This window comes from Candidatus Nomurabacteria bacterium (assembly GCA_020631905.1).
In the GTDB taxonomy this organism is placed as follows: Bacteria; Patescibacteriota; Saccharimonadia; order Saccharimonadales; family VXPC01; genus JACKGQ01.
This window is the reverse complement of the sequence record JACKGQ010000001.1, coordinates 466,151-481,177: the sequence shown is the minus strand read 5'-3', so window position 1 is coordinate 481,177 and position 15,027 is coordinate 466,151. Positions and strand designations below refer to the sequence as shown.

Below are 15,027 nucleotides of genomic sequence, written 5' to 3'. Positions count from 1 at the left end.
CGCAGACTAGTTTATCAGTTTTACGTCGCTCGGCTCAACCAAATTTGCAGCTACTTGGCTATCACTAATGCGTTCAATTGACTGTAATCGCGCCGACTGAACTTCTAGCGCGGCGGTGTCTTTTTCGAGGTTAGATTTCTGCTCTGTGAGTGCATTTAAGCTATAGCTGTAGTTGTTAGTCCTAATTACCTGAGATAAGTAGATTACTGCCAACAGACATGCCAAAACTAGCAAGACAACAAAGTTGCTGATCGGACCGAGTTTTGTTTTGTTGCCGGAAAAACTAACAGTATTCTGATGGCGTATGTAGTTGCTTCTTTGTGCAGCAAGACTGGCGTAGGTCATTAATTATCCTTTTTGTGTTTGTTTTGGTGGGAACACCTATTTTAGGTGTTCCCGTCGGGCTTCGTGACTAGCGACCGCGTCGGACGTCGATACGCTGTTCACGGTGCGACATGTCTTTTACGTGAATCGACATACATGCCCCTTTTGTTTTTATTTTCGCTGCAGAACTCTCAGCTTTGCACTGCGAGCCCGCGGATTGGAAACTATTTCAATGTTAGATGGCGATATCGGTTTTTTTGTCAGTAAACGGTACTGACTATCATATGTATTTTGACCAAGTTCACTAAACTTTTGCTTAATTAATCTATCTTCAAGACTATGGAAGCTGATTATCCCTAACCTGCCTCCCGGATTGAGTCGGAAAGGTGCTTGCGCCAAGATTACTTCGAGCTGTCTAATTTCGTCATTTACGAATACCCGTAATGCTTGAAAACTGCGAGCTTCTGGGTGTGCGCTTTTACGTGTACCTAAACAGCCTCGAATGATTCCAGCTAGTTCGGTCGTTTTATACAATGGTCGATTCTTTATGATCTCATGAGCAATACGTCGGCTAAATTTTTCGTCGCCATAGGTATACAGAATATCTGCCAGCTCCACTTCCGAAAACGCATTGACTACCGTTTCAGCTGTTAATTGCTGACTCTGATCCATGCGCATATCTAGCGGACCCTCAGTCATAAAGCTAAAACCACGACTCGCTACATCTATGTGCGGTGACGATACACCAATATCCGCCAAAATTATGTCATAAGCTACGTCTAGACTATCAGTTAGATACTCAGCCGCATTAGCTTGAACAATTTTCGATTTTGGCAGCTTTTGGTTTAATGCTTGCACAGCGTTCATATCTCGGTCAACCAAGGTTGCTTGGTCGGGTGCAGCAGTTCTAGCGATTATCGCCGACGCGTGCCCACCATAACCAGCAGTTAAGTCTAAATACCTCTCGCCCGCTTTTGGCTTCAGATATTCAACAACTTCGTTCAATAGAACCGGAATATGATTGTTTATTTTTGAATCAGACATTTTGACCTCGATGACTTATCTCGGTGTTGTCTTGATTTAATTTTTGTTTTTGCAAGGTCACCGAATCAGCAGTCAACTTTTTATTTTGAACTGTTTTTGTTTTTGTAATTTCGTGGCTCATCATACAGATATTTATATGCGTTTTTTGAAAATACGCAAAGCAAAAAGTATGCGAGTGGGTCCACGAAAGAGAGATTTATGTGTGAGGTGGAGTTTTGGGAGGTGTTTATTGGAAGGTGCAAGGGTTTTGATAACGAAGTACCCCGATACTCCGGCTGACTGCCAATTCGCTGATCTCGAGTCGTGTTTAGCTATCGATTTTTTTAATCGACAACGCCATCTTGTTAATGTGCTTTATAACAAATCAGCTCTTACTTACCCGCCAGTATTTGCCGGCTCGCACTGCGTGCATATCGCCTTCAATCTTGGCAAATTCAAGTTGGTGTTGTTCAAATGTAATTCGACCTTGTTTCTGATCGAGCATACCTTCGCTTTTGCCCATCCTGAATTGGACGTTTAGGTCTGCAACACGCTCGTCAAGGATACTTCCCTGCAAGGCTGCTTCGACCTCTTGGTCCCAGATTTTTTTAGGGTACAAGTGCAAGTATTCACCAAAGCCTCTGGTTATCACATAACCATCAGCAAACTCGGCGCGGACATTCGCAGGAATAGTCAAACGACGTTTGTCGTCGAGCTTTCTCTCGAAGTAGTCTACGCTTTGTGGCAATTTTAGAACTCCTTGCTCCTGATTTTGTTTTTAGTGGTTTTTATTTTCAATGTAGTTACCCACATTTACCCACTAGCACCACTATACTACCCACGACTACCCACTGCAACCTAAAATCTGATAAATAGCTGAAAAACTTTGTCAACTTATCCACAGACACTAGCAGTAGTGTATAGGTCGCGCACTACACTACCAGTAGTGTATATAATCTACAAAATGTCTTCTCCAAGGTGTTTCTTGAGTCGGGCTTTAATCGACCCGGGATGGCGGCCTAACTGCTGACTAATATGCTTAATGCTTTTTGCTTCACCAAACAATTCTAGGAGCTGACCGTCTTCGGCCTCTTTCCAAGGCTTGTATGCGTTCGGGTATTTCTGGCGCATCTTCGTAAGCTTTTCTGCCCAACTTCCCTTCACAGCTGTTTCCGATGCTTCTGGTATGTCTGCTTGCCAGTTATCGATAGCTTGTTTAAAGCGTCGTGAAGCAGATTGACTTGCTTGACGTAAAGTATTGTCGATCTGAATTGCTTCAGGACTTACTTGTAACGCACGACCGTTGATTCCCAGTAAATACAGCTCCTCTAACGAGCGTACTCGAGATAAAGCGACATATCCCATACCTTCAACAAAGGCTTTACTCAGATCAATTTGAGCGGAATCTAGAGTCATGCCCTGACTTTTATGGACAGTTATTGCCCAAGCCAATCGAAGCGGAATCTGGGTAAGGCTGGCTCGCTTTTTTTCGCCATCGACTAATTCCCAGGTGTCGGGGGTGACTGTGATGGTCTTGCCCGACTTGAGTTTCACTACTGGATAGTTGGTGTAGGGCTCGAATTCTGTCACTTCCCCCAGAGTCCCATTTGAGTATCTCTTTGCTTGATCGTTACGTATAAACATCACCTTTGCACCGACTTTAAGAACCAGTGTTTCGTTGGCTAAACAAGATTTTTTGAGTGTCTCAACATATTGTTTGCCACCAGTCGTCTGCATATCAAACTCACGCGAGTCTGCCTCGAGTTTTTGTAACTCTGCCATATTAATGCTATCAACGTCGACATTAATGGTTAATAATTTTGTCGAAGCCTGCCAAGGATCGGCGATCGATTTTGTACGCTGCATCAAAGCTTCTAGCTCAGATCGTTTTAATTTGCCGGCCCGAATACCATTTAGAATGGCGGCATACAGCTCGTCACCAGCTTGGCGATACTGCTCCTCAAGATAACAAACCTCAAACACCTGGTCTTGCCAAACCCTTGAACTGGTTACAAAACCACCCTGGCGGCTGTCACTCCGATTGACTGGTGGTAGTTGGTAGAAGTCACCACAGAGAACTACCTGTAGACCCCCAAATGGTTCATCACTGTCACGGATTTTACGTGTCACATGATCGATCATATCGAGCCGAAAGTCATGTAACATACTTATCTCGTCGATTATTAAAATATCCGCGGACTCTATCTGTTCGATACGACTTTTACTATATTTTGAGATAGTTTGCGGTAGAAACTCATCGGCAATCCCTATACCACTCCAGGCGTGGATAGTACTACCGTTCAGATGTGTAGCAGCAAGCCCGGTTGTGGCTGTAACCGCGACTACTTTGCCACGACGCCGAGCACGCTCGATAAATTCACGCAACACATATGTTTTGCCGGTGCCAGCTGCACCAGTTAACAAAACACTTGGACCACTCTCCAAGATAGCTAAAGCCTCTGTTTGTTTCATAATTTACCCATCACAATCTGGGTGTCATCTTAGCACAAAACTAGCCTAGTTTTTGTTGCGGTTTTGACTATTGTTAGGCCGTTGCTTTTTCTGTGTATGCCTAAATTTGGTTTTGGGTTTTCTTTTGTCGTAGTGCTGGAGTCGGTTCTGGAGCTTATCGACTCGTACGATATACTTCTCAAAGTCTTTTAGCAAACTCGAGTATTGCCAGTTTGGCACCATCACATTTAGTAGCTTATTCTTTTCAGCCAGATGCTCAATTAGGCCGTAAAAATCACCATCCCCAGAAATAATAATCGCCTTCTGATAGTTCGGCCACTGCTTCATAGCCTCGAGCACTAAGTCGGCGTCACAATTACCTTTAATGTCTTTGTCTTCCTTTTTAGCAACTTCTTCGAACATATCCAAGGTTGGCTTGAGAATCACGTGGTAGCCAATTTCATGCATTTGCTTGTAAAGATCCTCGTTTTCCTGCATGTAGCCAATGAACAAAAAAGCTTTGGTTACACCGTGCTCGGCTTGTAAATACTCGAGCAATTTACGCCAACTCATCTTCCAGCCGATACGTTGAACCCCCAGATTAAGGTTTTGACTATCAATAAAAGCAAAGTTACCCTTAGGCTGCTTACGTCGGATTACTTTATTTAGCATTGTTTTGAAAAATTAGTTGATTGATTTCTTGGTATAGATATTACCACTTTCCAACCAAGCAAACAAAACATAATGTTGGCAAGCAACTACTTCTTGAAGTGGCAAGCAGTCGTAACCGGCATAACGATAACGAGGTTCCGGAGCCTGGCTACCAAAAGTATTGAATGGCTCGCTATCTTCGAGCGTATACTCGCTTGCAATTAAGTTGCCGGTTTTGTCGACAAGTGCTTCATATGCAATGCCGTCCAGATTGGTTTGATTAACTTCACCGGGATAATATCCATTACTAGCGAAACCAGACTCTAATACAGAATAGATGGTATTAATATCGTTCTTGCCTTCGGCGTCGAGGGCATCGAGCCTCGCCTGTTCAACGCCACCATTCTGTGAAAAACTATAAAGTTCATCGAGACTGTCTCTAAATTCCCGCAGAGCTTGGCGCTGTTTATTGCTGTCATCCGGATACGAAGCTTCGGCAATTTCTCGCAACCGCTTATCGACACTCGACTCTCGATGGAAAAGATAGAACCCAGAGATTAAACCCAGCAAAATTCCAATCACTACATAATTAATCCGGTGCCCTTGCCTGCTAGCCCGCCAACAACGCTTAATCAAATGCATAAGCTTATTCATGACTGTATTGTAGCACTATGTAAACAGATGTTTATTCTTTGGGTGATTAATAATGCTAGTGATGTTGCGATAGATAAAATTATCTAAGACTTTCCTACCAGAAGCTGAGAGTTCGAGCAGTTTCCGCTTGGGTCCTCCAGCTGACTCTTGTTCTGTGTAGATTGTTAGCCCAATCTCGTTGAATCTTCGTAAAGCCCGATACATGCTTTTATCATCGACTGTCAGCTTCTTATCTGTGGCCTCTTCAATAAACTCCTTAATATCATTCATGTATTTAGGGCCATCTTTCAAAGCTAGAAGTGTCCACAAGGTTAACTGACTTTTTTTGTAGGTCTCTTCCCAGCCAGTCAAAAGTGTTTCTTCGTATTCGTCTAAATGCATCTGACTTAGCTCCAGCGAAATGCTTTTCTAGCTTTCTTCTGAGTAACAGCAGACTTAAGCAAGTTCTCGTTAAACTCTGCGGGAGATTTACCGCTTACCGAATATTCATACAAACCAGCCTTGATAATGCCAGATAATGTCGAGACTACCACGAGTAATCCGAGCAAGGCTATAAAGGATAGAACTATGCCAGCAACACCTGCTGCTTCGGCGACTAAGAATAGTCCGACGCTAGCTAAGCCTCCGGTAACCACCACCGTTAGCACTCCTAGCAAGGCTAAACTAGTTAGGCCAAGATTAACCCGAACGTTTGACCCAAAAGTATTTTTGATGACTTTTGCAGACTCTTTGGTCGCTTCGATTGGGTCGGTCTCTTTTTTATCGACAATTACTGCTACTGAGAACATCGAAGCTATTGCCCAAATAGCGCCGAAGATCCATGTCGCGATTTTGCCAGCTAAAGGCAATCTCTCTTCGAGTAATCGGAGAGCTAGACCAATCGTAGCAGTTAGCAACGAAAATAATGCCAAACCGGCCATTGACTGCTTTACCTGGCTCCAAACTTCGCTAGCTGTTAGCTTTTGTTTACGAAATTTAGCTAATGAATATGCGAGTACGGTCGCTTGAACAACCGAACTTGCGAATGTTATGGCTATATACATCGCAAAATAAAACACTATCGAGGCTGGTGTCATAGCAAAAGCAAACTCATCTCTGCTAATGGTCAGATCACCTAACAGAAATACCCCAGCTACCATCGCTACCCCTAGTAGCGTCATAACTAAAAACCCTACGAGTTGGGTTTTTAAAATCCTTGTATCAGCTTTTAAGATAGACCAAGACGACTTTAATAACGATTCGGACGACACGCCACTCATTCAATACTCCTTAATAATTTATTGTATACCGTTAGTATACTACCATTGGTATACATGTCAAGTAAAATTATAATTATTCAATACTCTGCTCAAGACCGTTAACATTCGTAAGCAGTTTAATCCCAGCGGGCTCAAAAACGCTTTTTAGTAGACTTTGGAGCCACTGCCTAGCCTCTTCAGTGTAGTGCCAGTCGTGTATTGGCAAAACGTACTCTGGCTTGAGCTCTAAGACTTTGTCGATCGAGTCGCCAGTTTTGCCCCACGGGCCAATAAACGGCATGGCTAACACCTTTTTGGTCTCTTTAAAGCTTTGGCTATCGCCGGGGTGAGTAAACTCGCCTTGGAAGTGATAACCATTCTCGGCTGGTGGTGTGCTGCCTGGTACTGGCAAACATTCGTGGGGTGACTCAAACTTGCGCGTGCAATCGGTCTCCTCGCGCACCATAGCTGTTATGTCAGCCGCTTGGATGAGCCCAGCAATCTCGCGGTTACAGACAATGTGCGCCTGCGGAAACTTTACTAACAAACTCTTAAGTATGTCCGCATCGAAATGATCACCATGCTCGTGAGTGTAAACAATCCGATCAACATGTTTGACAGCATCGATTAGTTCGCGTTCTGCCCAACCACCTGGGTCGAACAAGGCTACCAAGCCGTTTGCCTTAACCAATACACACGAGTGACCAAGCTTAGTGATTTTCAAGATTAAATATCCTCAGGTTTAACTCGGGTTTGTTCGAGAGTATCGCGGTTTCGGACGGTTACAAGGCCGTCTTTCTCAATGGTGTCGAAGTCGACAACTACGCAGTATGGTGTGCCAATCTCGTCTTGGCGGCGGTAGCGCTTACCAATATTACCATTGTCGTCCCACATCACATTGCCGTATTTGGTTTTGAGCATCTTGTAGACTTCCCTGGCCTTGTCGACCAGCTCGGGCTTGTTTTTGAGCAGTGGGCTGACAGCATAACGGACTGGGGCAATATGCTCTGGCAAGCTTAGATAAACCCGCTGTTCACCATTTTGCTCGTCGACCTTGTAGTTACTTACTAGCACAGCCATAACTAGCCGCTCGACTCCAAAACTTGGCTCGATAACATGCGGCACATATGCAGACCCACCGTCTTTTGGCCGGTATTCCACATTCTTGCCAGACTCACGAGCCACATTTTGCAGGTCGAAGTCGGTTCGATAAGCCAGACCAAGTAGTTCGTCTTTACCGTGTGGGTATTCGAATTCGTAGTCGATAGTCCGCTTGCTGTAATGAGCCAGATCATCTTCTGGCACTTCTAGTTCGGTAACTTTGTCAGTGTCGACACCAGCTTGCGCTAAGAAAGCTTTAATATCTGTACGCCAGTGTTCAAACTTATTTTGCCAATCATTTTCGTGTACGAAATATTCAATTTCCATTTGGTTGAATTCACGGCTTCGGAAAACAAAATCACGCGGGCTAATTTCATTGCGGAAAGCCTTACCAATCTGGGCGATTCCAAATGGCACATCCGGATAAAGCGTATCGACTACATTCTTAAAATTGGTAAAGATACCCTGAGCTGTCTCTGGTCTAAGATAAGACACTGACTCACCGTCATCGACTGGACCAACTGCTGTTTTAAACATCATATTGAAGGCTCGTGGTTCGCTCATTGTGTTTTCTTTACCGCAGTTCGGGCATTTTGAACCTTCTAGGTGATCCGCACGGAATCGGCCGCGACATTCAGTACACTCTACAAGCGGGTCGGTAAAAGTATCGACATGGCCACTCGCCTGCCAGGTTTTGGGGTTCATTAGAATTGCTGCATCTACACCGACCATATCTTCGCGGCTTTCCACAAAGGTCTTCCACCATAGATCGGTTAGGTTCTTTTTAAGCTGAACACCAAGTGGTCCGTAATCCCAAGTACCGGCCAGACCGCCATAAATTTCACTGCCCTGAAAAATAAATCCACGGCGTTTACATAAACTAACAATGTCTTCTAGGCTAACTTCACTCATTACACCAAAGTATACCGGTTTGCAATCGATAACTCTAGCGCTAAATGGGCTACTCAAAAGTTGAGTTGAAGTGATCGATTAATTAAGAGCAGAATTCGCTCAGCTTGTTTATCGCTTAAACCTATTCGCGCAAAATCTTCGATACTCAAACCCAAGGCTAGTCGTAACAGCTTTATATCTTCTTGACTATATTCCCCATCGGTTTTTGGTACAAATACTGATGAGTCGTAATCGAAGGCATAGGTTTGGGCAGAGGTTAGTTTGTTGCCACTAGGATCATGAAACGGATTTATGCTGTGGCCAGACTGCTCTAGCGCTCGCATGTAGAACCAGATCATCGCTAAATTAGGGTTCGATTCGGCCAACTCCAACATACCTGCCAGCAAGCTATAGTATTCCGCCCCTGTGCCAGCCTCTAGATGACCATTCAACCACTTAAAGGCCTCGAATACTTTCTGACTAGCAGTAAAATCTTGCACAAGCTTGTGGTGGGGTTTCTGTAAACGCGAAGAGACCAAGGTTGAAATATCTTTTTTGCCCGGAATATAGGTAATTTCGTTGATATTAAAAATTTCTAAACCGCCGGCGAGTTTGCTTTTTGGCCGCCGAACACCTTTTGCTAAGACTGTCACCTTACCTGTCTGCTCACAAATTAATGTGGCTATCCTGTCGGCCTCGCCGTAGTTAATTCTACCAAGCACTATCGCCTTGTCTACGACGTAATTCATGCTGCCCGATTCTGCATTACTGCTACAACCCTAGCTAAGGTCGACTCCGATAATTCCGATCTCTGAATTATTGTTACTACTTTTAGTTTATCGAGTTGGATAGCGAAATCTCGAGCGATCTTATCTTCTGCCATAAGCGTGATTGGTAGGTCTGCCAAATCCTTATAGCTACGCATCTCATAGATCAGTTCAAGTCCACTGTTGCCGGGTAGATGGGCATTGATAATACAGCCATCAATTATATTTTCATCCAAGAGCTTTATTGCCAGATGACTATTACTGGCGGTATATGCCCGATGCCCAAGTTCCTCGATAGTTTTAGAGCAGAAACTGCGCACCACCGTACTCTGATCGACTACCAGTAATTTCATACTTAAATTATATCTACCAGCGAAAGTTGTTTGGTTGGCATAAATCCAGCACTCACCCCATGACCAAACTGATTATTCGTGTATTTCAGTTTACTACCCAGCTGCTGAAATAGTAGTTTCGCTAAAGTAAAGCCGCTGCCGATCCCATCACTCTGAGGTAATGGCATATGTTTGAGTCTACCAGATGCTTGAGGTTCGATTGCATGCTCTAAATCTGGCGAAAATACTCTTAGACTGGGGGTATTGCCGCCGCTGGTATGAATTTGAATTATACTACCTGGTTTGTTTTGCAGACTAGTAATCGCCCCATATACCAAACCGTGAGTGGCGTGTGCATATGCTTGTTTATCTAGAGCCGCATTAACGCGAGCTTTTGTACTAGAACGCTTCAAGCCAATGTCATAGATTCGCGCAAGTGGCTCCAAACCATGCAAAATATCATCGGTTTCCGATGCCAAATTACACGGTACCAATTGAAGCTGATCGCCAGAAAATGTAACATCGTTCAAAAATAAAAAGCCGTCAAATAGCTCGAGTGTTTGCTTGGCTAAGGTTACTGCCTGTAAATCGCCTCTAGCCTCTGCTAAAAGTTTCAGTTCTAAGATAGGATTTCGCAGTTCAGAAATCAACGAAAAATAAATACCCTCAGATTTGTGAACGCCACCTAGCGTATACAAGTTACCCTCCATGCTGAGATTTATTCTAAAGCCTTTAGATTCTGTCTGCAAACATAAGACTTTACGGCACGTAGCTCAAATTGGCTAAAATAATACTTTCAAAATCTTTGACGTATTTCTCTTGCTCGGTCCAGATTTCGAGTGTTTTGTCGCGTACAGGAATTAGAACCAAGCTACCTTGGCGATTCGTAAAGATTTCTCCATCAATACGGTAGCCAGCTCGAGCATTTTTGACAGCGGCTGGCCGATAAGCCTTGACGGTCACCGACCCAGTTGTAGCTTTGCTGTTGAATGGACTAAGTTCTTTGTCGATAGTTGAGTCGATAATCTCAAACCTTAATGCATACGATGAGCCAGTACTAACTCCAGGTACAAAGCCTGGGTTAAAATATGCATCAACCGGTTTATTACTACTGTCGGCGTCTTCAACTATGTAGGCGTCCCAAGTTTTTGGGTAAGTTAACTCTACAGACCCAAGGCTCTCACTAGAAGTATAGCTAGTATATGGCGACTTCGCTTCTTCGTCGTATTTAGCTTGGTCTTCTAGCTTCTGGTCGGCTTTTGCGGATTCGACTGCTGCATCGATTTTTTTGTCGACATTATTTTTATAATCTTGGCGACTTGCAAATGCCCAAAAGCCAAAAATTAACGAAAAGACCAGTAGACTCGTTGACAGAATAAGTAGAATAACCTGTACGCTACCCTGGCTGGAATCGTTGAGTCGCTTCATCTTAGAGCATATCTTACCATAAGCTCTTTTGGCAGACCAGTAGTCTAATATTCATATAAGTACATTGGTCCAAGCGTTTTGGCAGGCTTTTTATCTCGAATCTTAAATGTATAGCTAACTAGTTTTGTTCCGGCTTTTGCCTGCTTACTTATCTTGACATCCAAAGCACTCATAAATCTGTCGAGTAAAAATACATAAATGCCATCTGCAGGCTGCAGGTTTGCTTTCCAGAAATTTTTATTAACTATATTTACATGCTTCAACTTGCGACATCGCCACTTGAGTACCAACACCAAGATTGGATTAACTTCGTAAGCAGTTACATGAATACCTTGCTTAGCGGCAGCTAAAGTCAAGCCCCCGCTCCCTGCACCCAGCTCGTATAAAGTCTGACCAGGCCGCAAATCTAACAACGTTAAAGCCTGCTCAATCTGTTTTTTTCCGGTCGGTAAATATGGTGCCCCAATTAATAATACGAAAGCGAAACAAATAGTTAGGCCTGCTAACGTTAACAAAATATAGATCATGATTTCTGGATCAATTTTTTACTGGTCTGCTTTAGGTATGCATCTAATTCGTCGATTAAGCGTTGAGCTTGGTCGTGCTTTGCAATTGCTTCATCCAAATCAATATCCGCAGATTCAAACCAGTCTAAGACGGCTTCGAGCTCTTTTTTAATTTCTGCATAACTCCGTTTTGTCATGGCTTTATTATTGCATCTTTCTGGCCATCATAAAACTGCAAGCTAATAGCTTGTCCGTTATTTAGCTGGTGACTCATTTTAATTAACTTGCCTCGACTCCGGACTATAACATAGCCACGTTTTAAAACATGTTTGGGGTCAAGTAGTTGCAAAGATTTGCGATATGCCTGCAGCGTGTAGGTCTCGGCATCAAGTATCCGACGATTACTGTTGGTCAATCTTTGTCTAAATGTCGACAACTCCAGCTTTAGTCTGTCTTTGAGTTGGCTCAATACCGTTCGGTGGAATTTTACATATTCAGCGAAAATTTGCTTTTCTGAAACTATGCTCGGTGTTAGCATTTCGGCTGCATTACTTGGTGTGCTAGCACGAGCATCAGCCGCAAGTTCGGCAAGCGACTCGTCTTGTTCATGGCCAATGGCGACCATCGTAGGAATCCGACTGCCAGCTACGGCTCGAACAACTCTTTCATCGTTAAACGCGCTTAGGTCTTCGGAACTGCCGCCGCCACGAATTATCACCAGTACATCCGCAAGTTGACTATCTCGATTAAAAGCATCAATGGCAGCGACTACCGAATCTGGAGCCTTTTCGCCTTGGACTAAAGCATCTCTTAAAATAACTTGAGCATACGGCCAACGTGCTTGCAAAACCTTACAAAAATCACCAATCGCCGCTCCTTCGGCCGATGTAACGACTCCAATTGTGTCTGGAGGATACGGCAAACTACGCTTACGAAGTGTATCGAACAAGCCTTCGGTGGTTAGCTTGGCTTTGAGTAAATCAAAAGCTTTTTTTAGACTTCCCTCGCCTGCCGGCATAATCGACTGCACCGAAAAACTAAAGCCAAATCGTTCATGTAGTCTGGGGCGGCCACTGACTCTTATCATCATCCCGTCTTCTAGCGGCCCTGGCAGCATAAAAACTGTTCCGAAACAGTCCACGCTGGCGTAGTCATCTTTTACTTTAAAATATACCCACTGGTTTTTTCGAATCTTAAATTCGGCTAGTTCGCCTTCGATGGTTACAAAAGGCATGGCAAACTCAAGCGTCTGATTGGTCAGCGCCACAAAATCTGCCGGGCTCAAAACTATGTTATCCATCTAGAGTATGGGTATTTTGCGTTTTGCGTCGATTTGCTGACATTTGATAAAGAACTGCTCCAAAAGGTACGAAAATTAACAGCATAAACACTCGGTATACTAAAGTTGCCGAGATCGATAACCCCCGCGACAAACCAGCCGCTGCTGCCACATAAACCATTAGCGACTCATACATGCCAACAGCTCCCGGCAAAATTGAAATCACCGATGCCATGTTGGCCACTGCATAAGCCAAAATTACTGCTCCAGGATTTACAGGCGAACCGAACGCTAAGAATACCCAGTAAACTGTCAGGACCTCGCATGCGTTTGTCATTAGCCCAAACAAGAATGGTCGCTTGAGTATGCTTGGGTCCTTTTTTAGTAGTAAGTAATCTCTATGTAACTCCGAAAAAACTCGCTCAATCCTATTAAGATTAATCGAGTACGACCCAGACCTCCGACCAACTTTCCGTAGAATCCAGTTGATTGTCTTTGGTAAAGACAGCATGAACGACTTAATCCGATGTTCGCTACTAATAATATAGACGACAATCAAGGTGCCGGTTACCGTCACAAAAAAGACTCCGCTACTTACCAACAAGACAATACCGTTTACATGGTTACCAAAAGCCAAAAAAAGCGTGCCTGCGGCTAATAGCACCAAGAAACTTATAAAAGTCATAAAATAACGAATTATCTGCGAGAGTGTGGTCGCCGCCACCGGTATGCCATAGGGTTGCAGACGTAAACCCATAAACGAGAAGCCGCTCAAGCCACCGCTCGGAAATGCACAGTTCACAAAGTTTAGCTCTAAACTAATCCAATACATTTCTTTAAGAGTTAGTTTTTCCAGCGTATTGGTGGCCTTAAAGTAAGAATAGTATAGTTGGGCGATTGCGTAGTAGCTAACCAGCTGAGTCGGCACGAGTAGCACCAAAAAGCCAACACTCAGTTCTTTTAGTTGATGTAGGGCATCGCTAATTTGAGCTCTCGAGAAAAATATCAATGCTCCAAGTGCAACAAAGGTCAACAGGTTGATAAATAGTTTAATTCTGGAGCTTTTCAAGTTTGATTCCTTATTCGACTGCAGTCAATTATACTTATTTGAAGTGAACTACCAAACAATTATATTTTTGGGTCGACAACCAAAACTTAGCCTCGCCGAGCTCGAGAGCCTTTTTGGAGACGCGGCGATCGCTGATACATTCGGTCAAATTGCCCTGCTCGACATCGAGTCCGGACAAGTTCCATTTTATCGACTCGGTGGTAGTACTAAACTTGCCAAAGTCTTAACTGTTCTCGACTCCACTAAATTAGCCGATATAGAAAAGTTCTTGGCTGTTGCCTGCGTCGAACATGTGCAGCAGTGGCCCGAAGGAAAATTATCGATTGGTGTATCTGTTTACGGTCTAGATTTTGGCCAGAAACAGATCGAAAAACTTGGCCTAAACATCAAAAAAGCAGTTAAACGTACCGGACGAAACGTCCGGCTTGTCCCAACCTATAGCCAAACATTAAACGACGCTCAGGTTCTGCACAACAAACTCCACTCGAAAGGCTGGGAGCTTTGTCTTGTTCGGCGGGATAATCAGACAATCATTGCCCAAACTGTCGCTATCCAAGACCTCGACGCCTATACTTACCGCGATCGTTCCCGTCCAGCCCGCGACGCAAAAGTCGGCATGTTGCCACCCAAACTAGCCCAAATCATCATCAATCTTGCCTGCCCTAAACTCGAAGATTTATCCGACGAATACCTCCTTGATCCTTTTTGTGGTACTGGCGTCATAAACATCGAAGCGTACTTAATGGGTCTAGCCTATAGGGCGAACACCGACCTTGAGCCGCGAATGGTTAAGATGGCCGCCGACAATGGCATCTGGGCCAACAAAAAGTTAACATCATCGATTGTACCTGAAGGTGGCCACACAACTTACGAACCTGCTGATGCCTGTTCGGCTAACTGGCTAGATTTCTTAAAAGATGTTAACCAACCGGTTTCAGCCAAACCAGAGATCGGCGCTGTTGCCTGCGAGACATTTCTTGGCGAAGCCTACTTTAAGCTGCCCGAGCTGGAACAGCTCGAACAAAACATAACCAATGTAAATCACCTGCTTAGCCAATTCTTGCGCAACTTAGCCTCCCAAACCAGATCTGGCACTCGGATGTGCATAGCTGTCCCTGCCTGGGCAGTAAGTGCTCCAAGATCTAAGCTCCAAGATCTAAGCTCCAGTTTCAAGCACTTGCCACTACTTGACTCTCTCGAGGAATTCGGCTATAATCGGCTAGATTTTAAACATGCTCGTCGGCAAGATCTGATCTACCACAGGCCAGGCCAAGTTGTTGCGCGAGAATTATTAGTTTTAGTAAGAAAATAAG

Annotated in this window: 19 protein-coding genes; 1 reads left to right on the top strand and 18 read right to left on the bottom strand. The window is 44.1% G+C overall.

The features are described from left to right. Positions 1 to 6: 6 nt before the first annotated feature. The 18 genes from H6798_02505 to H6798_02420 all read right to left on the bottom strand — a co-directional run bounded on the left by H6798_02505 (position 7) and on the right by H6798_02420 (position 13,714). The gene (locus H6798_02505; protein ID MCB9821385.1) at positions 7 to 345 is read right to left on the bottom strand and encodes a hypothetical protein; all 339 of its coding nucleotides are present in this window, start codon (positions 343 to 345) and stop codon (positions 7 to 9) included. A 150-nt stretch (positions 346 to 495) separates the two neighbouring features. Beyond that, the gene (gene rsmH / locus H6798_02500) at positions 496 to 1,368 is read right to left on the bottom strand and encodes a 16S rRNA (cytosine(1402)-N(4))-methyltransferase RsmH (protein ID MCB9821384.1); all 873 of its coding nucleotides are present in this window, start codon (positions 1,366 to 1,368) and stop codon (positions 496 to 498) included. Positions 1,369 to 1,732: 364 nt separating this feature from the next. Then, positions 1,733 to 2,095, bottom strand: a complete 363-nt coding sequence (locus H6798_02495) for a hypothetical protein (GenBank protein ID MCB9821383.1) — start codon at positions 2,093 to 2,095, stop codon at positions 1,733 to 1,735. 209 nt (positions 2,096 to 2,304) lie between these two features. Continuing rightward, on the bottom strand, positions 2,305 to 3,819 hold the full coding sequence (locus H6798_02490) for an AAA family ATPase (protein MCB9821382.1): 1,515 nt from the start codon (positions 3,817 to 3,819) through the stop codon (positions 2,305 to 2,307). 45 nt (positions 3,820 to 3,864) lie between these two features. Then, positions 3,865 to 4,470 carry an NYN domain-containing protein gene (locus H6798_02485; GenBank protein ID MCB9821381.1) on the bottom strand — a complete coding sequence of 202 codons (606 nt, stop codon included), beginning with the start codon at positions 4,468 to 4,470 and terminating at the stop codon, positions 3,865 to 3,867. Positions 4,471 to 4,482: 12 nt separating this feature from the next. Beyond that, positions 4,483 to 5,103: a hypothetical protein gene (locus H6798_02480; GenBank protein MCB9821380.1), complete on the bottom strand. Its 621-nt coding sequence runs from the start codon at positions 5,101 to 5,103 to the stop codon at positions 4,483 to 4,485. Positions 5,104 to 5,118: 15 nt separating this feature from the next. Beyond that, positions 5,119 to 5,484, bottom strand: coding sequence for a PadR family transcriptional regulator (locus H6798_02475; GenBank protein ID MCB9821379.1), 366 nt, complete (start codon positions 5,482 to 5,484; stop codon positions 5,119 to 5,121). A gap of 5 nt (positions 5,485 to 5,489) precedes the next feature. After that, positions 5,490 to 6,362 (bottom strand): hypothetical protein, encoded by an 873-nt coding sequence (locus tag H6798_02470; GenBank protein MCB9821378.1) that lies wholly within the window; start codon positions 6,360 to 6,362, stop codon positions 5,490 to 5,492. Between the two features lie 73 nt (positions 6,363 to 6,435). Further along, complete coding sequence (locus H6798_02465; GenBank protein MCB9821377.1) at positions 6,436 to 7,065, bottom strand: MBL fold metallo-hydrolase; 630 nt, start codon at positions 7,063 to 7,065, stop codon at positions 6,436 to 6,438. A 2-nt stretch (positions 7,066 to 7,067) separates the two neighbouring features. Further along, entirely contained in the window at positions 7,068 to 8,354 is a 1,287-nt protein-coding gene (locus H6798_02460; protein ID MCB9821376.1) for a glycine--tRNA ligase, read from the bottom strand. A 53-nt stretch (positions 8,355 to 8,407) separates the two neighbouring features. Then, positions 8,408 to 9,082: a DNA repair protein RecO gene (recO, locus tag H6798_02455; GenBank protein MCB9821375.1), complete on the bottom strand. Its 675-nt coding sequence runs from the start codon at positions 9,080 to 9,082 to the stop codon at positions 8,408 to 8,410. After that, the gene (locus H6798_02450) at positions 9,079 to 9,453 is read right to left on the bottom strand and encodes a response regulator (GenBank protein MCB9821374.1); all 375 of its coding nucleotides are present in this window, start codon (positions 9,451 to 9,453) and stop codon (positions 9,079 to 9,081) included. The genes recO and H6798_02450 overlap by 4 nt, the downstream gene beginning before the upstream one ends. A gap of 2 nt (positions 9,454 to 9,455) precedes the next feature. Then, positions 9,456 to 10,142 carry a hypothetical protein gene (locus H6798_02445; GenBank protein MCB9821373.1) on the bottom strand — a complete coding sequence of 229 codons (687 nt, stop codon included), beginning with the start codon at positions 10,140 to 10,142 and terminating at the stop codon, positions 9,456 to 9,458. A 49-nt stretch (positions 10,143 to 10,191) separates the two neighbouring features. Further along, positions 10,192 to 10,860, bottom strand: coding sequence for a hypothetical protein (locus tag H6798_02440; protein ID MCB9821372.1), 669 nt, complete (start codon positions 10,858 to 10,860; stop codon positions 10,192 to 10,194). Between the two features lie 44 nt (positions 10,861 to 10,904). After that, entirely contained in the window at positions 10,905 to 11,387 is a 483-nt protein-coding gene (locus tag H6798_02435; protein MCB9821371.1) for a hypothetical protein, read from the bottom strand. Continuing rightward, positions 11,384 to 11,563: an exodeoxyribonuclease VII small subunit gene (locus H6798_02430; GenBank protein MCB9821370.1), complete on the bottom strand. Its 180-nt coding sequence runs from the start codon at positions 11,561 to 11,563 to the stop codon at positions 11,384 to 11,386. Before H6798_02430 ends, H6798_02435 begins: the two co-directional genes overlap by 4 nt. After that, positions 11,560 to 12,666: an exodeoxyribonuclease VII large subunit gene (gene xseA / locus H6798_02425; protein MCB9821369.1), complete on the bottom strand. Its 1,107-nt coding sequence runs from the start codon at positions 12,664 to 12,666 to the stop codon at positions 11,560 to 11,562. The genes H6798_02430 and xseA overlap by 4 nt, the downstream gene beginning before the upstream one ends. Then, on the bottom strand, positions 12,659 to 13,714 hold the full coding sequence (locus tag H6798_02420) for a flippase-like domain-containing protein (protein ID MCB9821368.1): 1,056 nt from the start codon (positions 13,712 to 13,714) through the stop codon (positions 12,659 to 12,661). The genes xseA and H6798_02420 overlap by 8 nt, the downstream gene beginning before the upstream one ends. Positions 13,715 to 13,757: 43 nt before the next feature. Between H6798_02420 and H6798_02415 the strand changes: the two genes are divergently transcribed. Then, a complete protein-coding gene (locus tag H6798_02415) occupies positions 13,758 to 15,026 on the top strand; it encodes a hypothetical protein (protein ID MCB9821367.1) in 1,269 nt (422 codons plus the stop codon). The last annotated feature ends 1 nt before the right edge of the window (position 15,027 follow it).

Coding starts and splice junctions, on each gene's coding strand:
- H6798_02505 (MCB9821385.1), bottom strand. CDS start 345: ATGACCTACGCCAGTCTTGCTGCACAAAGAAGCAACTACATACGCCAT.
- rsmH (MCB9821384.1), bottom strand. CDS start 1,368: ATGTCTGATTCAAAAATAAACAATCATATTCCGGTTCTATTGAACGAA.
- H6798_02490 (MCB9821382.1), bottom strand. CDS start 3,819: ATGAAACAAACAGAGGCTTTAGCTATCTTGGAGAGTGGTCCAAGTGTT.
- H6798_02485 (MCB9821381.1), bottom strand. CDS start 4,470: ATGCTAAATAAAGTAATCCGACGTAAGCAGCCTAAGGGTAACTTTGCT.
- H6798_02480 (MCB9821380.1), bottom strand. CDS start 5,103: ATGAATAAGCTTATGCATTTGATTAAGCGTTGTTGGCGGGCTAGCAGG.
- H6798_02475 (MCB9821379.1), bottom strand. CDS start 5,484: ATGCATTTAGACGAATACGAAGAAACACTTTTGACTGGCTGGGAAGAG.
- H6798_02470 (MCB9821378.1), bottom strand. CDS start 6,362: ATGAGTGGCGTGTCGTCCGAATCGTTATTAAAGTCGTCTTGGTCTATC.
- H6798_02460 (MCB9821376.1), bottom strand. CDS start 8,354: ATGAGTGAAGTTAGCCTAGAAGACATTGTTAGTTTATGTAAACGCCGT.
- recO (MCB9821375.1), bottom strand. CDS start 9,082: ATGAATTACGTCGTAGACAAGGCGATAGTGCTTGGTAGAATTAACTAC.
- H6798_02450 (MCB9821374.1), bottom strand. CDS start 9,453: ATGAAATTACTGGTAGTCGATCAGAGTACGGTGGTGCGCAGTTTCTGC.
- H6798_02445 (MCB9821373.1), bottom strand. CDS start 10,142: ATGGAGGGTAACTTGTATACGCTAGGTGGCGTTCACAAATCTGAGGGT.
- H6798_02440 (MCB9821372.1), bottom strand. CDS start 10,860: ATGAAGCGACTCAACGATTCCAGCCAGGGTAGCGTACAGGTTATTCTA.
- H6798_02435 (MCB9821371.1), bottom strand. CDS start 11,387: ATGATCTATATTTTGTTAACGTTAGCAGGCCTAACTATTTGTTTCGCT.
- H6798_02430 (MCB9821370.1), bottom strand. CDS start 11,563: ATGACAAAACGGAGTTATGCAGAAATTAAAAAAGAGCTCGAAGCCGTC.
- xseA (MCB9821369.1), bottom strand. CDS start 12,666: ATGGATAACATAGTTTTGAGCCCGGCAGATTTTGTGGCGCTGACCAAT.